The following is a 21,052-nucleotide window of genomic DNA, read 5'->3' as shown; positions in this document are numbered from 1 at the left end:
TTTAATCCGGAATCTGTTTGTTTTAGTCCAAAGGACCTTGTTTGACGCCGTACAGGTAAGATTTGGCGTAATTTTTCGGGTCCACGACATCGCCGATAATGATCATTGCCGACCGTTTGATGCCGGCTTCTTTCACTTTTTTGGCAATATCTTCCACCGTTCCGCGAATGACGGCTTCGTCATCCCAAGACGCGTGGAAGACAACAGCAACCGGCGTTGTTTTCGGGCAGCGGACTTTTTTCATAATTTCCTCAATCTTTTGGGTGCCCAAAAAAATCGCCATCGTCACGCCCAGTTCCGAAAATTCAGGTATTTGATCCGTTTCAAGCGTGGTGCCGGCCGGCCGGGTGATAATGAGAGAATCGGAGACGTTGTTCAGCGTAAATTGTGTTTCAAGCGCTGCCGCCACCGCAAAGACCGATGAAACGCCGGGAACGCGTTTGGCGGTAATGCCGTATTTTTTCAGTTCTTCGGTTTGCTCCACAATGGATCCGTAAAGCGCCGGGTCGCCGCTGTGCAGGCGAACGACCATCTTGCCGGCGTTCACGGCGTCCACCGTCATTTTGGTGGTTTCGTCCAGCGTGAGACCGTAACTGTCCACACACTCTCCTTTCGTATATTTCAGCACTTTCGGATTGACCAAAGAGCCGGCGTAAATGACCAAATCGGCTTTTTTGAGCAGCTCTTTTCCTTTGACGGTAATCAGTTTTTCATCGCCCGGGCCGGCGCCGACAATGTAAATTTCATTGGTCACTTTTTTGGATTTTTTCTCTTTTTTTGCGGCTTTTTCTTTTCCTGCCATATTTTTTCCTCCGTCCTTTGCTTTTCTCATTGTTATTTTTTGGCGTACATAATACTGAAATAGTTTCCTTCTTCCGGAATCTTGCTCTGGTCCTTAATAATGACTTCGCGGTCCGAAAAGAGCCGTTCTGCGAAAATAAATTCCGTGTATCCTTTTTTCTTGAATTTTTCCATGATCTCGCGCGGTTTTCGGGCTTTTAAATGAATCATATATCCGATATCGGATCCGTCATGCACTTCAAAAGAAGATTCGACGGCGACGCCCATTTGCGACGCGCAGGAGGTGATGGAACTGATTCCGGGAACCGTTGCGGTCTTGACATCCGGCGCAACTTCTTCCATCACTTTTTTCATGTGGGTAAATGTGGAAAAGAAATTCGGGTCACCAATAAGACAGAACGCGACGGTGCCTTTTCGGGCATATTCGGCGACCTTTTTCGCGTTTTCCGTCCAAATTTCATTGAGTTTTTCTTTATCGTAAATCATGGGAAAATCGAGATATTCCGGTTCTTCCGTCACATACGGGCGCACCAAATCGGCGGCCATTTCTCCCGGCACAAACACTTTGATACTTTCCTTTAAAATATTGACCGCTTTGATTGTGAGCAATTCCGGGTCTCCGGGACCGAGTCCGACACCATATAACATTTTTAGTTCTCCGATTCGTATTTTAAAAATTAGAAATAAATCATGAAATAATAAAATTAATTATGAATTATTCTTTTCGTTTGGCGCACATGATGTACACCGGGTTTTCCGGTTTAAACATGGTCTCTCCGGTCAGTTCTTCGCTTTTGGACGCGATGATGTGAACCGTTTCGTCGTAAATTCCGAGCTTTTTCATGTGTTCAATGACTCTGACGACCGTTTCAATTCGGACGGCATTGACAATAATGGAACGTGCGCCTTTTTCAACCAATTTGTCCAAAACGGCGGTAATGTTTTTCGTTCCGCCGACAAAAGCGCAATCGACATGGTCCAACCGCGAAATCACATCGGCCGATTCGCCGAGAAAAACGGTTGCTGAAACGCCGAAATTTTTAAAGTTCTGAGCGGCGACATCGGTCGCAGCCTCGCGCGCGTCAATCGCATAAATGGTTAAGTGGTCGGCGAGACGCGTCGCTTCAATGGAAATCTAACCGGTTCCGCAACCGACATCCGCAAACACATCTCCGTCCCGAATGTCCAGCTTAAAAAGAGAAACGGCTACGATTTCCGGTTTGGTTGGTCCGCCACTGACGCCGATAAGTTCACACATTTTTTCACCGGATTTTGATTAATTATGTTCATTAATTATGTTTCGTTTTTTATTGAAATATTATGTTTCATTTTTATTGAAATATTATGTTTCATTTTTTATTGAAATATTATGTTTCATTTTTTATTGAAATATTGAGTAACAAAAACGTAGGGTTTTTTTATGAATAAATATGACGGTAATTTCAATAAATTCCATTCATCGAAAATGACCGAAATTTGAATCATCTGAAAATCATCTAAATTTGATTTTTTCGATGAATTTTGAAAATTAAACATCTAAATCATTTTGTTTTATTTTATATCTTTTCCTTTGGTTGAGCTATTTTTGAATTTCAAATTGATTTTTCTTCGAAAGTCCGGTATTGTTTTTCGCCGGAAGAAAATCCGGCAAACTTTTCCGGGTTCTTTTTCAATTATTATCTTTTTAGATTACATGTTTAACCCAAATCTGCGGTCTTTATATTCAAAGAATGTCCTATTCATCATTACTTTGTTGAAAAACGATTAAATTGATTATTGACTGATTAAAGCAGTGTCATTTTTAAAAAATGCTTTGATTTCAATATATAAATTGAACAAAAAAGATTAAATTTGAAAATGAATTCAATTTTAATTGTTTTAATCAACGGTTTTATTTATGTTTAAGTGGTAACAGAGAGTCGATGATAAATCATTTATCGGCTTTTAATTTGTTATCGTTAGTAACTATTTTGAACGAAAAGGGAGCTTGAAAAGTTATGCACATTATGGAAGGAATGCTTCCCGTACCGTGGGCTGCTTTTTGGTGGGGTCTGACAATTATTATTTTGATTGTCGGTATTTATCAACTCAACAAAATTGTCCGGAAAAACCGGGAAGTTTTACCGCTTTTAGCCGTTTCGGGCGCATTTATTTTTGTTTTGTCCAGTTTAAAAATTCCGTCCCCGGTGACAATGTCATCGTCGCACCCGACCGGTACCGGCCTTTCAGCGGTTACTTTTGGTCCGGCAATCACGGCCGTTTTATCGGCAATTGTTCTTCTTTTCCAAGCGCTGTTGTTGGCGCATGGCGGTCTGACAACACTTGGCGCCAACTGTTTCTCCATGGGATTTTTCGGTCCGCTTTTGGCTTGGGGATGCTATCGCCTGTTAAAAGGAAAAGTCAACGTTTATGTCAATGTTTTTATTGCGGCGTTTATCGCGGATTTGGCCACTTATGTCATGACATCCCTTCAATTGGCGCTGGCTTACGGCATGAGCAGCTTTGTTTCGTTCCTTGGAATTTTTGCATTGACCCAGATTCCGTTGGCGATTATTGAAGGTGTTATCATCGTTGTCGCGTTCAAATACATCGCCAAAGTTAAGGGAGACTTTTTGGTCGAAACAGGAGCGTTGACGCCGGAACAAGTGGATAAGCTAAATGCGCCTGACGCCGCCTGAGGAGGAAAAAACATGAAATTCAAAGTCGAATACCTTTTAGTTCTCATCATTTTGATTTTGGCCGTCTTCTTCCTTTACCAAACATTAAACTCCGATTCAGAATTCAGCGGAGCCGATGGTGATGCGGAAGACTTAATTTACGAACTCCATCCGGATTATGAACCGATTGCACAACCGCTTTGGGAGCCGCCCGGTGGGGAAACTGAAAGCCTTCTGTTTTGTTTACAGGGCGCAATCGGCGCTTTGATCATCGGTTGGTTCTTCGGATATTATTATGCGATGAGCAAAGTCAAAAAGAATAACAAACCGGCAAAAGATACTTAAAAATTTAGTTTATGTTTGCGTTGATGTTGAGGTTCAATGCAAACTCTTTTTTATTTTCTTTGATCTTTTCATTTTATAACCGGTTTTTTTCGGTTTTTTCGGTTTTTTCCGCTGACACGCGCGCGTTACAGCAACACGTTTTAACGGCGAAGAAAAAGCCAACGCCGATTTTAAAAATGGGATGACGAATGCGCCGGTTTTTAAAAAAACAAATTCATGCTGAAAAATAACAATTTTTGTTAACATGATTTCTTTACTTATGTCATCTCTTGTCTTTTTTCGGGCGTTTAATATTTCTGAATAACATCAAGTTTTAATACAATCAAAAGCTTCTTTATGTGGACAGTATTCTATTTTAAAATTCAATTCTTATTTTTCGGTGGAAAATATGGTAACCAATCTGGATGATATTGCGCTTCTGAGTCCGCTCAGATATAAAAATACATCCTTGAAGCTGTTTTTGGTTATTTTCGGACTGTTGGCCGGTCTGTTTTCCAATACGCCGATTTTGCCGTTTTTCATTGCGGTTTGCATGATTGCGGCTACGATTATTTTCGGGAAAGTTCCTGTCAAATTCTATTTTAAATTGTTTCTGACTTTACTCGGGTTTGCGCTGGTCAGTTGTATTATTTTGGCATTTTTCACACACGGCGACAACAGTCAGGTCCTATGGTCCATCGACATTTTATGGTGGACGTTTTCAATCACCGTTGACAGTCTCAACCAAGCTGTTTTGGTCTTTTCAAGAACCATTAACGGTCTGGCGTGCATATTCCTTTTGTCCATGACGACGCCGATGCTTGAAATGTTTTCTTATTTCAAGCGTATTTCCTTTTTGGACATATTTGTGGAACTGTCCATGCTGATTTACCGCTACATTTTCGTCTTTTTGGAAACGGCGATTAACATCCAATCCTCTCAAAAAATGCGGTTCGGATACAAAGGTCTTAAAAACAGCGTCCGTTCACTCGGGATGTTGGTCGGCAGCTTATTTGTTCAAACCATTGAACAGGGAGACAAGCTCTATTTGTCTATGAATTCAAGATGCTACACGGGAAAATTGCCGTTTTACACGCAAAAATACAAAATCAAAGTTGCCGACGCTGCCGTTTCAATTTTATTTATAGGTCTGACGGCAGCGGTTTTTGTTTATACGAGAGGATATCAATTCTTTTAATGCCGGTTTTATAGATTAAATCATTCATGATTCACAATTGAGGGAAAGTTTTCATGATTATTTTAGAAACAGAAAAATTGGAATACAGTTATCCGGACGGTACAAAAGCCATTGATGACGTTTCCATTCAAATCCCGGCCGGTGAAAAAGTCTCGTTTGTCGGGAAAAACGGTTCCGGAAAGTCCACATTATTTTTGCTTTTGAATGGGACGCTCAAGCCCAAAAAAGGAAAAGTGCTTCTCGGCGGCAAAGAAATTTCTTATTCGTCTTCCGGTCTTCTTGACCTTCGAAAACGGGTTGGAATCGTGTTTCAAAATTCCGATGATCAAATCATCGCGCCGACGGTGTATCAAGACATTGCGTTTGGTCCCGTGAATTTGAATTATAAAAAAGAAGAAATCGATCGAATTGTCAGCAAAATGTTGGACTATTTCGGCCTTCAAAGTCTTAAAGATAAGCCGCCGCACCATTTAAGCGGCGGCCAAAAGAAACGGGTGGCGATCGCCGGCGTTCTTGCCATGGACCCCGACGTCATTATCTTGGATGAGCCGCTGTCCAATTTAGATCCGGTCGGCGCGGATGAAATTTTAGATATTTTAAACGAGCTCAATCATTCCGGAAAAACCATCATTATTTCCACACACGATGTAGATTTGGCGTACAAATGGTCCGACCGCGTTTTTTTGATGTCCGGCGGCAAACTCATTGACGAAGGCTCGCCCAAAGAAGTATTTTCGAATGAAGCGCAGGTGCGCAATGCGTCCCTTAAAAATCCGGTGATTTTGGACTTTTACCATGAATTGGAAAAGCGTTGGCTGGCCACCGGCGGGCAGCAGCCGAAAGATATTCCGGAGTTGGTTCAATTGCTTCACAAAATTGATTTGATGCGCGTGTCTGTCGGTCCCAACACCCGCGTCGGTGAATGCGTGAACTTGGGCGTTCTTTACGGCGACTACTCCAAAGACGGGCTTTACGAAGCCGTCAATTCCCGCGTGTTGTGTAAAAATGATGACGGGACCGCCGTTGTCGAACTGAATCGGCGCGTGCTTAATCCCGGAAATATTTGCGTTTACAACATGGACAGCTTTGATAAAAATGAATATGAACAAATTGTTGCGGAATACAAAATCAATTTCATCGGCGCGATGGGCAAAAAAAGCAAAGAGCGCGCGGAAGAAGAAGGAATTCCTGTCGTTTGCAATTCCGGCGTGATCGACAAATCCATTTTAAACGCGCTCACCGGCAACCGGTGTTTGATTTTAACCAGCCAGGGCATGGTGGAACATACATCAAAACGCATTCGGGACTATATTAAGAAAAGCGGCATTCGTTTGTCATTCCATCCGATCGGAAAGAGTGCGGCGGAAATTGATGAAAACGCAAAAAAACGAGAGGAAAATCCGGAAAAGCTGAGCGTTGAGGAAAATAAATTGAAAGTAAGTACTTATGACCACGGTATTGAGGATGAAGAAACGCGCGGATGATGTTGAGATAACGAATTCAATATCGAATTTCGATGAACTTTTTGAGCCTTTTAAAGTCTTTTATTTTGAATAAAGTTCCTTGAGATTGCCAGTCCGTTTCCTTTTCGGAAGACATCTGCAGATTCTATTTTTGGTTTCGATTTGCGTACTGTTTTCAGTTCCGATTTGTACCTACTGTTTTCAGTTTCGATTTGTACCTGCTGTTTTCAGTTCCGATTTGTATCTGCTGTTTTCAGTTCCGATTTGTACCTGCTGTTTTCAGTTCCGATTTGTATCTGCTGTTTTCAGTTCCAATTTGTATCTGCTGTTTTCAGTTCCAATCTGCACCGACTGCTTTTCAGTTCCAATCTGCGCCGACTGCTTTTCAGTTTCAATCTGCACCGACTGCTTTTCAGTTCCAATCTGCACCGACTGCTTTTCAGTTCCAATCTGCACCGACTGCTTTTCAGTTCCGATTTGTATCTGCTGTTTTCAGTTCCGATTTGTATCTGCTGATTTCAGTTCCGATTTGTACCTGCTGTTTTCAGTTCCAATCTGCACCGACTGTCCTGCGACATCCGCTTAAACAGACGCGATACGCGTCTGTTTAAGCGGGATGGTTTGCTTGGCTTAAAAACAAAAAATATCCCGCCGATTTGCTTGAATCAAACCAAAAAATTACCAACCGGTTTGCTTGGCTCAAAAACAAAAGTGTGTCGCTATAACGCACGCGGCTGCCCGCCGCAAAAAAGAAAGAAAACGGACAGAAAAAAGGAAAACGGGAAAATAAAAATGGAACAAAGTCAAATAATAAAAAAGGCGGAAACGGTAAAACCGAAATCCGCCCTTTTGATCTTTGATTTCAATTCAATCATTACTTTCGAATCTCATCCGTATCGTTGAGACCGATGATTTTAATGTTGTTGAGTTGAGCGAAATTGCGCACGTCGGCGGAAACGTCGCCTTCGACGACAAGCATTCCGAAGTCACAGCGGTTGAAATCGCGCGCTTGAATGATTTCCGTCACGTCATCGGTGGTCACAACCCGGTCCCGGCTTTCGACGGCAACGGCATATTTGAGGCCTTCGCCGGTCAAAATTAAATCGGCGCCTTTTCCGTTTTGAAGTGTTGTGATGTCAAATCCAAGTTCCGTAAACACAACTTTCACTTGGCTCATGAAATCATCGGCTTTACCGCCCAATTGCTTGATTTCCGCCGCTTCGATTTGCCCGTTCTTGCTGCCTTCAACGGATTTTGTCTTGTTGTCGATTTTTTGAGTTTTGTCACCCGAAAGCTGGGTTTTATATTCCGGCGCTTGGTTGTTGAGCGCATATTCGTAATTGGATTGGTTAAACAGAACAGATCGCATCTTGTCGAAATAACGGTTTTCGGTTTCTTCCAAATACAAATCCTTAGCGTCTTGAACAGCCATTCTGAAATCATCAATTTGACTGCCGCGGCCGCGAAGCAGGAAACGGTATTCTTTACCGTCTTTTGTCGTCATTAAAAAGGTGGTTCTTTTGTAAAGGAAATAGGCGATAATGTCAAGGACGGCGCCGATTAAGAGGAGAGCCGCGATGAAATAAAAGAAGTAGACGATGTACTGAGAGTAGGAGGAAATGTCGTCGTAAGCATAAACGCCGGTCAGATAATTGACCAACGAATCAACAGAACTTTGGGCAAAATAAAGAATCACCGCCGCCAGGATGATGTTGATAACGGCACCGATAATTCGTCCCCATTGCGGGTGATAAACCCATCCGGTTGACACGACATCTTCCAAACGGAATTCACGCATGCTTAACTTTTTCTTGTTGAGCGAAAAGAACCTTTTGTTGGTCAGGACAAGAGTTGTCCAGCTTTTCCATTCGGCTGCGGCCGGATTGTTGGTTGCGAAAATTGTTTCGTCTTTCATATCAATGGAATTGAGCACACGCTCTTCTTTTCCCAAGTATTTTGAGAAATCTGCCATGAAATCACCTTTTAATCCCTGTTTTATGGTAAATTATAAGACTACAACGAAGACAATATATAAAGTTTTTTAATTCAAATCGTTTTGATTCAAGCTGAATTTATTTTTTAATCCGTTATTTAATTCAAATATCATTTGACCTATTATTCAGCCGAGATGGACTGATAAAATAAAAATTCGAAGATAATGAATTAAAATTATAAGAGTTGTATATTATATAACGACTAAACTATTATGCAATCATACATCTTATTCTCTTATAAATGTTATTATTCAAAAGCCGGAATAGAACAGGAAGGGAAAAATGAAAAAATTATTATTTTCGCGGGAAAGCGAATGTATTCAACCGATTCGAGAATTGGTTGAGAAACAAAATCATCGGACGCTTATATTATGGGCTTTGGATTGTACAACACGCATCCTTCCGATTTTTGAAGAAAAGCATCCGACAGATCAACGCCCGCAAAAAACCGTTGAAAACGCGCGATTGTGGGCAAGAGGCGATATTATTCGACGGTTACTTTTTCCAAAATTCCGACGTGAACAGCAAAAGAACGGTGTACAGTTCAAGCCTTCCGATCCACATATTGGCAATCAAGATGAGGCGTGACAACGGCGGAAGGACGCCGAAGTTGTCAAAGGGACCGAGCATGGCACCAAAACCCGGACCGATGTTCCCAAGAGAGGTGATGGAAGACGTCACGGCGGAGACAATGTCCAGACCCAAAATGCTGAGAAGAACAGCACTGATGATGAAAACCAAAAAATAAAGCGCGATGAAAGAAAGAACAGAGTTGACCAGGTCTTCCGGAAGGCTTTTCCCGTTGTATTTAATGGGTTTGACGGCGTTTGGGTGTAAAAATTTGAAAATATCACGGCGCGCGTGGCGGATAACGATCAGCCAGCGGACAAAAGTCGGGCCGCCGGCGGTTGAGCCGGAACATCCGCCGGTAAACATCGCCAGCAACAAAACCATTTTCGCGGAATCGCTCCATGTATTAAAATCAATGCTTGAATAACCGGTGGTTGTCATAATGCTGCTGACCTGAAAAGACGCATAACGCAAAGACTCAAAAACACTGTAGTTCATATCCCGAATCAAAAGAATGGATAAAAAACCGACAATGATGACGAAAAACAAAATATAAGCTTTGAATTCCTCGTCACGGACCAGGGAACGGATATTTTTGGTCAACGCTTTATGAATCAACGCAAAATTTGTCCCGGCGACCAACATAAAAAACATGAGTATGAGCTCGATTTTGAAATTGCCGAAATGCAAAATGCTGTCATTGTACGGAGAAAAACCGCCGCTTGACATTGTTGCCAGCGAATGGACCACGGCGTCGTAAAAGGGCATCTTTAAAAACAACAGCAGAATCATTAAAATTAAAGTAAACCCGACGTAGAGTCCCCATAAAATCTTGGCCGTGTTGCTGATTTTCGGGCTGATTTTGTCTTCGGTCGGTCCTGAAAATTCTGTTTTGTAAAGTTGACGCCCGCGCATGTTGACTTTCGGAATAACAGCGATGAAAAGAGCAATTAAACCAAGACCGCCGAGCCACTGAATGAAACTGCGCCAAAAGAGAATGCTTTTGGAATAAGATTCAATATCTGACAAAACGGTTGAGCCGGTTGTGGTGACTCCCGACATGGATTCAAAAAAAGCGTTAATGGGAGAAAGACCCGCAAACAAAAAAGGAATTGAACAAAATAAAGCGCAAAAAAGCCAGCTGAAGGCAACAACCGCATAACTTTCCCGAATCATCCATTCGTCATTATTCGGTTTTGAGAAGCGGTGAAACAAATAACCAACGACGCCCGCCGCAATCATTGAAACAATAAATGGGACCAGCGGCTCATGGTAGTAAACGGCAACGATGAGCGGAATGAGTTGGACGCCGGCCAAAATCAGCAAAACTTTTCCGATAATGGAAAAAATATTGTTAAAATTCATACATTCTCACGGTTTTCATTTAAACAATTTGCTGAGTTTGGAGTAAGCTTCCGGTTTTGAAAATAAGATGACGCGGTCTTCCGGCTGAACAATTAAGTTTCCGTTCGGGACAAGCAGGTCGTTTCCGCGGACCACCATGCTGATAATCGCATCTTTCGGAAAATCCAAATTTTTAAGCGGCGTTCCGACAATTTTGGATTTTTCGGTGGCGTGGTACTCTAAAATTTCGGATTTAGACTGCGGTACCGACCGCAATGTTTCGATACTGGTTCCGGCGGTCAGGCGAAGCACTTCGTTAATTGTTGCGTTTCGGGTGCTGAGCGCAATGTCGACGCCGACCATTTCGAAAACCGGAATATAATCCGGATGGCTCGTGCGCGCAATAACTTTTCCCGCGCCGAAATGTTTGGCCATAAGACCGCACAGCAAGTTTTTTTCATCGCTGTCGGTGACGGCGACCACAACGTTTGAACCGCCGGCATCTTCTTCTTTTAACAGATCCACATCTGTCGCGTCCCCCTTTAAAATCAAAGAATTCGGAAGCAAATCCGCGATTTCCAGGCAACGGTCTTCGTTTTGCTCAATGATTTTTAAATCGACATTGGGATCTTTGTCAATCAGATTCGCCAAATACAAACCAACGTCACCGCAACCGATCAAGAGAATTTTTTTCCGCTTTTTTTTGCCGGATTCTTCTTCCGGCGAGAATAAGGATTGAATGTGGTCAATGTCTTCGGTTTTACAGATGATAATCGCATTGTCGCCCGGCATCAGAAAACTGTTACCGTTAGGGATGATCACTTCATTTTGGCGCATGACGGCACTGATAATGCAACATTTTGCAATATCCAATTCTTTAAAGGGCTTCCCGATGAGCGGATTTTTTTCGGAGATTAAGAAGACAACCATTTCCACTTTGCCGTCCGCGAACAGTTCGGCATCGATGGCACCCCGAAGGTACAAAAGTTCGGCAATTTCAGAAGCCAGCGCAAGTTCGGGGCAAACCATGACGTCGATACCGACTTCGGTCCTTTTGGAAACCGGTTTTTTAATATAATCCGGATTGCTGACACGGGCGATTGTTTTTGCCTTTTCTTTGGAAACAGCTTTCGCTGCCAGACAAGCCAGGATATTAATTTCATCATTACTGCTGACGGCAACAAACAAATCAAAAGACGGCAATTTTTTGAGAATATCGACATTAGCGCCATTTCCAACGACGACGCCGACATCCAGCTCGTTGGCGCGCGCCGCGCGCTCGGTGTCCTTTTCAATGACGATCACATCATTTTTCTCGGACATTATTTTGGCAATGTTGTAACCGACTTCGCCGGCGCCGACAACAATGACTTTCACTGAAATTTCCCCCGAAATTGATTTTGAACAAAAAAGAATGCTGAGACGGATAAATTATGAAATTCTAAAATTCTAATATATTGCTAATATATATAACTTAAACTCTTTTTTGGCTTTATGAAACTTATTCCCGTGGATTTAAATTCATTTTTGGATGATGAAAACGGAGACGAAGCGCGTTCAAAATCCTTCTCGGACGAGTTTTCCGACTTGGAAAAACGAATTTTTGCGTGCAAGCGCTGTGATTTGCACTTGACGGTGACGAACAAGGTGATTTCAAAAGGTTCGAATCATCCGAAGGTCGTTTTTATCGGCGAAGCGCCCGGTAAAAATGAAGATGAAACCGGTGTCCCGTTTTGCGGCCGCGCCGGGAAATTGCTTGACAAAATGATTGATTACATGGAAATCAAAGACGGCGGCTGGGCGGTTATCAATACGCTCAAATGCCGTCCCCCGGAAAACCGGACGCCGACCGCTAAAGAAATTGAAATTTGCCGTCCGTTTTTGACGGAACAGCTGCGTCTCATGAATCCTGATGTGATCATTCTTCTCGGAAACACCGCTGAAAAAGCCTTCGGCGAAAGCGTCGGCTGGGGAGAACTCAAAAAGACAAAAGACGGCAAAATGATTTTAAAAATATTTCATCCGGCCGCCATGATTTACAAAAGAGAACGGGAACAGGAACAGTATTCGTTTTTGGATAAATACAAATATTTGTGGACGGAAGGATGATTGAGTTTAATCACTTAAATCAAATAAAATCCTTAAATAATAAAACCAAAAAAATCAAATAAAAATCAAATAAAAAATAAAACCAAAAAATCAAATCACAAAACGGTCTCCGATTTCCGGCGCGTACGCGTCAACGCCGATACTATCGGAAACCCATTCCGCAAAACCTTCCGTGTCTTCCCCATGGACGCAAAAAACCTTTTCCGTTCCGTTTTTGCAGAAACTTTTGACAAACTTTTTCAGATCTTTGTCGCCGGAATGCGCCGAGAAATCATAGCGGTTCACTTGCATGCTGACATGGTGAATTTTGCCGTCTTTTTCAAAGAACTTTGAATTCAAGATTTGCCGGCCGTTTGTTCCGTCCGCCTGAAATCCTGTCAGCATCAGCCGGGACCGCGGGTCATTTTTCAATTTTTCCAAATAATAAAGCGCGGGACCGCCTTCCAGCATTCCTGACGTCGTTAAAATAACGGACCCGAGAGGCGCATGACGCTTTCCGGCCGACCGATCTTTCTTTTGAAGGTTGACGGCGTTTTTGAAAGCAGAAACCAATTCTGTTTTGCTTTGATGCTTCAAATAGTCGGGAAAACGAATCAGCCGTTCGTATGCTTCAACGCCCATGCCTTCCACAAAAGGAGAAATTCCGTGCGCATGAAGCAACATTAAAATTTCCTGCGTTCGTCCGATGGCAAACGCCGGAATGAGAACGGTTCCGCCGCGATTGATGGTTTCATAAATGTCTTCAATAAAACGCTTTTCGGTTTCTTCCCGCGGCGGATGGTCGCGCCCGAAATACGTGCTTTCGATGATGAGCGCATCCGCATGAGCCGCTTCCGTCGCTTTTCCGACCAAACGTGTTTCTTGATGGTTGACGTCGCCGGTGTAATAAACACTTTTTCCAAAAGGTTTGTTTGCCGGATCCGTTGACTTTTCTTTCAAAAAGATGGAAACCGCTCCGGGAATATGTCCGGCGTCAAAGAAGCGGGCTTTGTAACTCAATTCCGGGTCATACTCTGACAAATCAAACGACTGACCGGGATTGATTTCAACAGTCCGGCGAAAGAGTTGCGGTAAATCGTCTTCCGAAAACGGGCAATATTCACCTTCGGCCGCTGCAATTTTCAGCGTATCCCGTGCCAGCATTTCGGAAAGCGAGGCTGTCGGCGGCGTCATAAAAAAAGAAGGTGCCGGCAAATAACGGGCAAGTCCGGGAATCGCTCCCGCGTGGTCCAAATGTCCGTGAGAGACAAAAACCGCCTTCGGGAAAACAGAGCCGGCCGGATATTCGGTGACCTCGCCGACTTTGATGCCGTAGTCGAACAAGATTTCACGATTGACAAGAATCCCGGAACGGCCGATGTCCCGGCAGGCGCCTAAAAATTGAAGTTCCATGTTATCCCAAAAATAAAGATTTCCAGCAATAGAATTGAAAAGGCAAGTTTAAACGAACCAAGCAAACCATCCCGCAAAAATTCCTTCGCTCCGCTTCGGAATTTTTCAAGGGGCGGGGGGGAGGCTGTTTCCAAAAAGTTCGCTGCGCGAACGGCTCCCTTCGGTCGCTGAAAAATTCGCAGGCGGCTCTTTATGAATCAAGCAAACCGCCCCGCAAATTCTACCGCAAAAATTCCTTCGCTTCGGAATTTTTCAAGGGGCGGGAGGAGGCTGTTTCCAAAAAGTTCGCTGCGCGAACGACTCCCTTCGGTCGCTGAAAAATTCGCAGGCGGCTCTTTATTTATGAATCAAGCAAACCGCCCCGCAAAATCAGACGCTTTGCGTCTGTATTTTGCGGATTTCCACAGCTGATGAATTACATTTTTCAGTTTCAGACTGCACCTTACTGTTTACAGTTTCAGATTGGACCTTGCTGTTTACAGTTACAGATTGTACCTTGCTGTTTACAGTTTCAGATTGCACCTTGCTGTTTACAGTTTCAGATTGCACCTTGCTGTTTACAGTTACAGATTGCACCGACTGTTTATAGTTTCAGATTACACCTTGCTGTTTACAGTTACAGATTGCACCGACTGTTTACAGTTTCAGACCGCAACTGACTGTTCCATTGTTGTTTGCGCTTGATGCTTCCAATTCTGCTATCTTTCATGGAATCCGAGAAAATCAAACGCAAAGCGTTTGATTTTTCGGGATGGTTTACGTGATATAATAATTTAGCCGAATTGTAATTAATCAAATTGTAATTAATCAAATTGTAATTAATCAAATTGTAATTAATCAAATTGTAATTAATCAAATTGTAATTAACCAATCACAAATTAATCAAACTGAAAAAACCAACTCTAAAGACTTATTCATTGGAATCCGACTCTTCTTTTGTTGCTTTTGCAGCCTTTGCCGCATTCGCCGCTTCTTTCCATTTGTCCAAATTTTTAACGCTGATTCCGGTCTTCTTTGCTAACTTTTCCGTATTTGCCGCCGCTAAATCTTCGATGGTTTCAACTTTCGCGTCATTTAATTTCTTTAAAGACGCTTCTCCAAGGCCTTTGATGTCGGAAAGTGTTTCCGGCGTTTCCGATTTGCTTTTTGCTTTGGCGCGGGCTTGAGCCTTTTTCACGGCTTCACCGAACGGAATCATGGTTTGACCTTTTTTGTCCGCCTCTTCTTTTTGGCGCTCCCAATCATTGAAATTGCATGCCGGACAGCCGAATTCCCAGGGACGTTTGCCTTCGGTGATGATTTTAATTTTCGCCATCTTATGCTCATCGCACATCTTGTCGGTGACGACAACTTGTCCCGTTCTCGGAAGCGGAAGAGAATAACTGCAATCCGGATAGCCGCTGCAGCCAATGAAACGAGAACCTTTTTTGGACTTCCGGATGATGAGGTCGGAGTCGCAAAGCTGACACTTGCCCACGATTTTGTCTTCCAAAAGACCGGACTGAAGAGATTTGGCGATGTCTTCGCTGTTCTTTTCCAAATCTTCAAAGATAATGTTCAGCATTTCTCGGGACTCAGCCAAAACGTCGCCTTCTTTGATTTTGCCTTCCGAAATTTTGTCCATGTCCTCTTCCAACCGCTTCGTCATTTCGGGTTTTACAATGGTCGGCGTGTATTGTTCAAGCGTATCGACGACGGCGTACGCCATTTTTGTCGGCTGGAGCGGGTTTCCGTGAATATAATATCGGGAAATCAGTTTATTGATAATATCGGCGCGTGTCGCTTTTGTTCCAAGACCCAGGTCGTCCATCAGCCGGATCAAACGGCCTTGACCATAGCGGCTCGGCGGCTGGGTTTCCTTTTCATAGAATTCTTTGTGCGTTACCTTGAGCACATCGCCTTCCGAAAGCGGCGGTAAGAGGCGGTCTTCCGGTTTGTTGTACGGATAGTACCAGCGCCAACCCTCATCGGTGAGGCGAGAACCGTTGACTTTGAATTCCTCTTTGTTTTCCGCTTCGTTGATGTCGATATTGACCCGCAGCGTGTGCCACTCGGCTTCGCCCGCAAATGTCGCCAAGAAACGGCGGACGACAAGTTCGTAAACTTTCCATTCGTCTTCTTTCATATCGGAACGCTTCGCCGGCGCGACCGGGTGAATCGGCGGATGCGCCGGATCTTCTTTTTTGCCTTGCGTCGGCGTGAGTGTTTTTTGTTTGAGAAGTTTTTTGGCATAAACCTCAAATTCGGTGCCGATAAACATTTCAATTAAGGAGCGGAGTTCCAAACTTTCCGGATAAATGGTGCTGTCCGTTCTCGGATAGGATAAATAACCGGCTTCGTAAAGCGTTTGATACATGCGTTTGGCATTGTTGACGGAAATGCCGATCGCGTTTGCCGCCACATAAAATTCGGTCGTGTTAAACGGAATCGGCGGCTTTTCTTTGCGTTCTTTGGCTTCGACCGCGGCAACTTTCGCAAAACCGCCGACAATGACATTTTTAAAAATACGTTCGGCCACTTCTTTTTCAAAAATGCGGTTGAGATGATATTCCGATACAAACGACTCTTTCTTTTTGGTTTCAAGCGTCGCTTCAATTTCCCAATAATCGACCGGAACGAATGCTTCCCGCTCTTTTTCACGTTCGACGATGAGAGCGAGCGTCGGCGACTGAACGCGTCCGACCGACAAGAAGAGTTTTCCGAGACGGCCGGCGCAAAGAGAAATGTAGCGCGTCAGCGATGCACCCCACACCAAATCAATCACTTCGCGAGAATGACCGGCATCGGCCAGGTTAAAGTTAACGGTCGTTAGATTTTCAAAGGCGTGCGTGATGTCTTTGGGGGTAATCGCACTGTAAAGCGCGCGGTTGAACTTGACTTTCGGATTGACGGATTGGATGAGCGACAAAGCTTCGACGCCGATCAATTCTCCTTCCCGGTCGTAGTCAGTCGCAATTGTAACAAGGTCGGCGTCTTTTCCGATAACTTTGAGAGCGGTGACGATTTTTTTGTTCGTGGTGGTCACAATGATGTCGGCGTCAATCAAATCTTTGGCCGAATTTTTCTGCCAATTGTTGTATTCTTTTGGAAAATCAATACCGACGACGTGTCCCGAAAGTCCCATCACGACTGTTCGTTCATGTCCGCCGTAAGCAAATTCGTACGTTTCGACGCCGAGTTTCGGGTACCGCACTTTCTTGACTTTGTTTTCCGCCAGAATCGCCGCGATTCTTTTCGCCGCTGTTTCTTTTTCTGTCACGATCAGATACAAATTGTAAAACTCCGTTATTTTTAAACTTTTAATATATTTAGATTCTTTATAGATTTTGATTTTGATGTGTTATGTCAAACTGTTCTATTTATATTTTGTTCACTCTTTCTTTAAATTTCGCCGGGGTAAAATCAGGAACAGAAGACGTCCACTCAGATACAATGTTTTGAACTGTTGGCGAAAAGTTGTCTTTTTGCATCGTAATAAAAAAATTAGGGAAAATGTTTTTTAGAAAGTTAGGGCAATTGAGGCTGGCAAAGCCGACAGATCTCTTTTCGTGCCAATTTCAACCGGAAATCAAGATTGGGGTTTATTTTTGCGAACGCAAAAATAAAAACCGACAGCTTTAAAGGAAAATGAAAAGGCCGGAAGCAACTGTATTTAGCGGCAGCCGCCGGCGCAAACCGGAATCAGAAAGCAACTGTATTATGGGAACAGAGGGTGCAAATCGGAACAGGAAGCAACTGTATTATTTGGAAACAGATGATGCAAATCGGAACAAGAAGCAACTGTATTATTTGGAAACAGATGATGCAAATCGGAACAGGAAGCAACTGTATTGTTGGAAACAGATGATGCAAATCGGAACAGCAAGCAACTGTATTGTTGGAATACGATGACAACCTGCCCCGCTCATTCAGACTCGTTTCGCGTCTGAATGAGCGGATATCGCAAAACATACAGGATAATGCAGCTGACTGAAACGAAAACCGAACCGGAAACAAGAATGAAGAGGAATAGAGTGAAAATAAATAATATGAATGATGGAATCAATAATGACAAGAATTAAAATGAGTAGCCCGGCACGGATTCGAACCGAGGTTACAGGATCCAGAGTCCCGTATGATTGACCACTACACTACCGGGCTTCGTTGATGGGTTTTTTGAAAATTCAAAAACGAATTCAGTTCTAAAAGTGAAAAATGATATAAATACTTTTCCCGACGGACACCGTTTTTCAAAAAAAAGAAAAAAAGGTGAAGTGAAAAGAACAAAATGAAATGAACGAAGTGAAAAAGAAAAAGAATGAAAAAAGATAAAAGAAGAAGAGAAGAATAAAAAAAGATAAAAGAAGAAGAGAAGAATGAAAAAAGAATAAAAGAAGAAGAAGAGAAAAAGAAAAGAATAAAGGAACCCTTTTAATCGACGGTTTCTTCTTCATTTCCCAAAATGGCCGTCCACCACCAGCGGGCCATATCGGTCAAATCTTTGGAAAACTGACCGGAGAGACGATATTTTTGATTTTTGACGGAAATTAACCCGGCGCCCATCAGTTTGTTGCGCATCGAATAAAACGAGGCGCGGTTTGTTCCGAGTTGTTCGATAATGGATTCCCATTCATCCGTCCGAAGCGGATTTCCTTCCTTTTGGCGTTCTTCGACCATATTTAAAAATTTTTGCCCGCGAACAGCTGTCGCATCTTCTTGAAACACGCGCCGCATTAAACTGTAATACGGATCACGCGAGTGACTGACACGCGCGCTGGAGTCGGAACGGACAACAATAGTGGTTGCGGTCCTGGGGGCATTTTTAACGGTAGACATGACTGTTTCAAATACATTATGAATGATAAATGTTTTGACAAAAGCTTGAAGTTGTTTTTAGGAAGAAATTCAAAAGACTATGAGAAGAAAAAAATATGTTTTTGCGGAATATATTTAAGAAAGAATCTGCATTGTATGAATTATAACCATTATTCTACATAATTGTACAAAATTGATTCAAACGGAGGGATCGTTATTTGGGAACCGATTCGCATCAAATTTGAAAAATATCCGGCTCAGGAAAAAGTTGTCAAACTGCTTTTTGAGCGCGGGTTTCAGGTCAATTCCGAAGGAAAAGTCGTTTCCGGAAATATTGAAATTCCGCACGTTCAAATCGGAAAAGAAGTACGTGTCGACCGCCGCGTTGTTGACGCGACCGCCAAACACATTCTGGAAGATGAAATGCTTTTTGATATCTTCAAAAATGTCAAGTCGATTCCATTTTTAGCGGACGTTGCACCGCACTTGAATCTGGGCGTCGTGGTCATTACGCCGGATGACGGCGCTGATGTTGGAATTATCTCTAACGTCACCCGGATAATATCAGACGCCGGCCTCAGCATCCGCCAAGCTGTTTCCGATGACCCTTATTTTACAGATAATCCGAAGTTGACGATCATTACCAATGAAAAAATTCCCGGGAATTTGGTCGAACGAATTTTGAAAGCAAAAGGTGTCAAAGGCGTCAGCGTTTATTAAATCGAATAAAATATTAAGTTGAAATCAAATATTAAATCGAATCAAAATATTAAGTGAAATCAAATATTAAACCAAATCAAAATAATATCATATCAGATTTGTAAAATCAAATTTGTAAAATCAGAGACGGTTAAAATTTATATATTTTGAAGAGATACTTTTAGAATAAATCAACTTTTATTTTCTTTAAATCAACTCTAATTGTCCCAGCATCTTTTTAATCAATGAAATTATAAATGCTCCATTAATTTTCATAAATTTTTTCATATAATTATATCATTTCAGATCATCGACAATAAAATATTTCAAAAACAATTGGGTGGAATTCAATTTTGGTTCAAATTTCCGTTATCATGGGCTCCGAATCCGACCGTGCCATTGCGGACAGAGCGGTTTCCGTTCTGGACAAAACAAGTTATACTTATGAAGTTGTGGTGATATCCGCACACCGAAATCCGGATGATTTAGATGTATATATCAAAAACAGTGAAGCTCTTGTCTTCATTACAATCGCCGGCCTTTCGGCGGCGCTTCCCGGAGTCGTGGCGTCCAAAACCAAAAAACCGGTCATCGGCGTTCCCGTAAGTGCCAAACTTGGCGGTCTTGACGCGCTTTTATCAATTGCCCAAATGCCACCCGGCATTCCGGTCGCAAGCGTCGGAATCGACAATGGCGCAAACGGCGCGCACATGGCGGTTCGCATTTTGGACCTGATGAATCAAAAATAATTATCAAAAATAATAAATATCGGGAAGCCTGAATATGAAAACATTATATCAGCTTCTTTTGAAAAAACAAATGAATCATATTCTTCCCGTTTTTGGTTTTGCGCCGGCGGACGCGTGGAAATCGGAAAAAAAATATCCGGTGCCGGACGAATTTTTTCCGGAAAATATTTTTCCGTCCGCAAAAACCGTAATTGTTATTGGTGTTCCCGTCAATTTGCCGATTTTGGAGACAACACCATCAGTTTATTACAATGAGCATTATAAAACGCTGAACTCTTTTTTGGATCAAGAAGCCTTATTGATATCTCAATTTCTCAATGAAGAAAATATGCCAAGCATGCCGATTTCAAGAGACGGGTATGCCGGAATTTCCGCGCTTGTCAAAAACCCGGCGGCTGCGTTTTCTCACAAACATGCCGCTTACCATGCCGGCCTTGGAACTTTCGGGCGCAACAATACGATTTTGACAAAAAGGTATGGACCGCGGATTCGGTTTACAACGGTATTGACAGCTGCCACATTTGACGAGTTGGGTATCCCTCAAAAAGTATCAAAAGGCATCAAGTCCAACCAAAAACCGGAGGCAAACCTTTGTATCGAATGCATGTTGTGCGTACGTCATTGCCCGGCCGGTGCCATTTGCGGCGACAAAAAAATGCCGTATCCGCTTTCAAAAATCGATAAACAAAAATGCACGGCTCAAAGTGAGAAACTGGCTGCTCGCGGAATTTCGCCATGCGGTATTTGCATCAAAGTTTGTCCGATCGGCGAAGACAGAAATAAGTTCAGACGGACGGATTTGAGTGTTTATAATTATGAAAAAGACAACAGCTCATCAAACAAGGAAAATGCGCCGGCCGAAGAAATGAGTCAAAAAACAGCCGAAAAGATTAAGTTGATTCAATCTTGGGACCATATTCGAAAATACGGTCAAAAATAATTATTTTTAAAAACGGCA

General features: G+C 42.8%; 22 protein-coding genes and 1 tRNA gene. 11 read left to right on the top strand and 12 right to left on the bottom strand.

Features of this window, described 5'->3' with window-relative positions:
• Positions 1-22: 22 nt before the first annotated feature.
• The 4 genes from cobM to MsAc7_RS01450 all read right to left on the bottom strand — a co-directional run bounded on the left by cobM (position 23) and on the right by MsAc7_RS01450 (position 2,059).
• Positions 23-802 (bottom strand): precorrin-4 C(11)-methyltransferase, encoded by a 780-nt coding sequence (gene cobM / locus MsAc7_RS01465; RefSeq protein WP_420847457.1) that lies wholly within the window; start codon positions 800-802, stop codon positions 23-25.
• A 32-nt stretch (positions 803-834) separates the two neighbouring features.
• The gene (locus MsAc7_RS01460; RefSeq protein ID WP_338102836.1) at positions 835-1,449 is read right to left on the bottom strand and encodes a cobalt-factor II C(20)-methyltransferase; all 615 of its coding nucleotides are present in this window, start codon (positions 1,447-1,449) and stop codon (positions 835-837) included.
• Positions 1,450-1,516: 67 nt separating this feature from the next.
• Positions 1,517-1,783: a hypothetical protein gene (locus MsAc7_RS01455; RefSeq protein ID WP_338102835.1), complete on the bottom strand. Its 267-nt coding sequence runs from the start codon at positions 1,781-1,783 to the stop codon at positions 1,517-1,519.
• Between the two features lie 153 nt (positions 1,784-1,936).
• Positions 1,937-2,059 carry a hypothetical protein gene (locus tag MsAc7_RS01450; RefSeq protein WP_338102834.1) on the bottom strand — a complete coding sequence of 41 codons (123 nt, stop codon included), beginning with the start codon at positions 2,057-2,059 and terminating at the stop codon, positions 1,937-1,939.
• A 739-nt stretch (positions 2,060-2,798) separates the two neighbouring features.
• Here MsAc7_RS01450 and MsAc7_RS01445 point away from each other — a divergent pair.
• The 4 genes from MsAc7_RS01445 to MsAc7_RS01430 all read left to right on the top strand — a co-directional run bounded on the left by MsAc7_RS01445 (position 2,799) and on the right by MsAc7_RS01430 (position 6,464).
• A complete protein-coding gene (locus MsAc7_RS01445) occupies positions 2,799-3,479 on the top strand; it encodes an energy-coupling factor ABC transporter permease (protein WP_338102833.1) in 681 nt (226 codons plus the stop codon).
• A gap of 12 nt (positions 3,480-3,491) precedes the next feature.
• A complete protein-coding gene (locus MsAc7_RS01440) occupies positions 3,492-3,803 on the top strand; it encodes an energy-coupling factor ABC transporter substrate-binding protein (protein WP_338102832.1) in 312 nt (103 codons plus the stop codon).
• 388 nt (positions 3,804-4,191) lie between these two features.
• Positions 4,192-4,980 carry a cobalt ECF transporter T component CbiQ gene (cbiQ, locus tag MsAc7_RS01435; protein WP_338102831.1) on the top strand — a complete coding sequence of 263 codons (789 nt, stop codon included), beginning with the start codon at positions 4,192-4,194 and terminating at the stop codon, positions 4,978-4,980.
• Positions 4,981-5,033: 53 nt separating this feature from the next.
• On the top strand, positions 5,034-6,464 hold the full coding sequence (locus MsAc7_RS01430) for an energy-coupling factor ABC transporter ATP-binding protein (protein ID WP_338102830.1): 1,431 nt from the start codon (positions 5,034-5,036) through the stop codon (positions 6,462-6,464).
• Positions 6,465-6,722: 258 nt separating this feature from the next.
• Here the strand turns inward: MsAc7_RS01430 and MsAc7_RS01425 are convergent, their stop codons facing one another.
• Both MsAc7_RS01425 and MsAc7_RS01420 read right to left on the bottom strand, forming a co-directional pair.
• Complete coding sequence (locus MsAc7_RS01425; protein WP_338102829.1) at positions 6,723-6,899, bottom strand: hypothetical protein; 177 nt, start codon at positions 6,897-6,899, stop codon at positions 6,723-6,725.
• Positions 6,900-7,317: 418 nt separating this feature from the next.
• The gene (locus MsAc7_RS01420) at positions 7,318-8,415 is read right to left on the bottom strand and encodes a restriction endonuclease (RefSeq protein WP_338102828.1); all 1,098 of its coding nucleotides are present in this window, start codon (positions 8,413-8,415) and stop codon (positions 7,318-7,320) included.
• A gap of 304 nt (positions 8,416-8,719) precedes the next feature.
• Between MsAc7_RS01420 and MsAc7_RS08940 the strand changes: the two genes are divergently transcribed.
• The gene (locus tag MsAc7_RS08940) at positions 8,720-9,025 is read left to right on the top strand and encodes a putative immunity protein (RefSeq protein WP_420847456.1); all 306 of its coding nucleotides are present in this window, start codon (positions 8,720-8,722) and stop codon (positions 9,023-9,025) included.
• Here the strand turns inward: MsAc7_RS08940 and MsAc7_RS01415 are convergent.
• Positions 8,933-10,372, bottom strand: a complete 1,440-nt coding sequence (locus MsAc7_RS01415; protein WP_338102827.1) for a TrkH family potassium uptake protein — start codon at positions 10,370-10,372, stop codon at positions 8,933-8,935. The genes MsAc7_RS08940 and MsAc7_RS01415 overlap by 93 nt on opposite strands.
• A gap of 15 nt (positions 10,373-10,387) precedes the next feature.
• Complete coding sequence (gene trkA / locus MsAc7_RS01410; protein WP_338102826.1) at positions 10,388-11,728, bottom strand: Trk system potassium transporter TrkA; 1,341 nt, start codon at positions 11,726-11,728, stop codon at positions 10,388-10,390.
• A 117-nt stretch (positions 11,729-11,845) separates the two neighbouring features.
• Here trkA and MsAc7_RS01405 point away from each other — a divergent pair, with 117 nt between their 5' ends.
• Positions 11,846-12,460: a uracil-DNA glycosylase gene (locus MsAc7_RS01405; RefSeq protein WP_338102825.1), complete on the top strand. Its 615-nt coding sequence runs from the start codon at positions 11,846-11,848 to the stop codon at positions 12,458-12,460.
• Positions 12,461-12,550: 90 nt separating this feature from the next.
• Here the strand turns inward: MsAc7_RS01405 and MsAc7_RS01400 are convergent, their stop codons facing one another.
• Positions 12,551-13,852, bottom strand: coding sequence for an MBL fold metallo-hydrolase (locus MsAc7_RS01400; RefSeq protein WP_338102824.1), 1,302 nt, complete (start codon positions 13,850-13,852; stop codon positions 12,551-12,553).
• 192 nt (positions 13,853-14,044) lie between these two features.
• Here MsAc7_RS01400 and MsAc7_RS01395 point away from each other — a divergent pair, with 192 nt between their 5' ends.
• Positions 14,045-14,263, top strand: a complete 219-nt coding sequence (locus MsAc7_RS01395; protein WP_338102823.1) for a hypothetical protein — start codon at positions 14,045-14,047, stop codon at positions 14,261-14,263.
• 499 nt (positions 14,264-14,762) lie between these two features.
• Here MsAc7_RS01395 and MsAc7_RS01390 read toward each other — a convergent pair whose 3' ends face one another.
• Complete coding sequence (locus MsAc7_RS01390; protein WP_420847455.1) at positions 14,763-17,111, bottom strand: DNA topoisomerase I; 2,349 nt, start codon at positions 17,109-17,111, stop codon at positions 14,763-14,765.
• Positions 17,112-17,479: 368 nt separating this feature from the next.
• On the opposite strand from MsAc7_RS01390, the gene MsAc7_RS01385 reads away from it, so the two are divergent.
• Entirely contained in the window at positions 17,480-17,743 is a 264-nt protein-coding gene (locus MsAc7_RS01385) for a hypothetical protein (RefSeq protein ID WP_338102821.1), read from the top strand.
• A 176-nt stretch (positions 17,744-17,919) separates the two neighbouring features.
• On the opposite strand, the gene MsAc7_RS01380 is transcribed toward MsAc7_RS01385, so the two are convergent.
• A tRNA-Gln gene (locus MsAc7_RS01380) sits at positions 17,920-17,992 on the bottom strand.
• A gap of 270 nt (positions 17,993-18,262) precedes the next feature.
• The gene (locus MsAc7_RS01375; RefSeq protein WP_338102820.1) at positions 18,263-18,667 is read right to left on the bottom strand and encodes a hypothetical protein; all 405 of its coding nucleotides are present in this window, start codon (positions 18,665-18,667) and stop codon (positions 18,263-18,265) included.
• A 195-nt stretch (positions 18,668-18,862) separates the two neighbouring features.
• Between MsAc7_RS01375 and MsAc7_RS01370 the strand changes: the two genes are divergently transcribed.
• The 3 genes from MsAc7_RS01370 (at position 18,863) to MsAc7_RS01360 (ending at position 21,034) form a co-directional block, all read left to right on the top strand.
• Positions 18,863-19,366: a TrpY family transcription regulator gene (locus MsAc7_RS01370; protein WP_338103441.1), complete on the top strand. Its 504-nt coding sequence runs from the start codon at positions 18,863-18,865 to the stop codon at positions 19,364-19,366.
• A 332-nt stretch (positions 19,367-19,698) separates the two neighbouring features.
• Positions 19,699-20,094 (top strand): 5-(carboxyamino)imidazole ribonucleotide mutase, encoded by a 396-nt coding sequence (locus tag MsAc7_RS01365; RefSeq protein WP_338102819.1) that lies wholly within the window; start codon positions 19,699-19,701, stop codon positions 20,092-20,094.
• A 34-nt stretch (positions 20,095-20,128) separates the two neighbouring features.
• Positions 20,129-21,034 carry an epoxyqueuosine reductase gene (locus MsAc7_RS01360; protein WP_338102818.1) on the top strand — a complete coding sequence of 302 codons (906 nt, stop codon included), beginning with the start codon at positions 20,129-20,131 and terminating at the stop codon, positions 21,032-21,034.
• The last annotated feature ends 18 nt before the right edge of the window (positions 21,035-21,052 follow it).

The sequence above is a fragment of the Methanolapillus millepedarum genome (assembly GCF_032594115.1).
Taxonomy (GTDB): Archaea; Halobacteriota; Methanosarcinia; order Methanosarcinales; family Methanosarcinaceae; genus Methanolapillus; species Methanolapillus millepedarum.
Note: the sequence above shows the minus strand (reverse complement) of the source record. Positions and strands in the feature narration are given on the sequence as shown.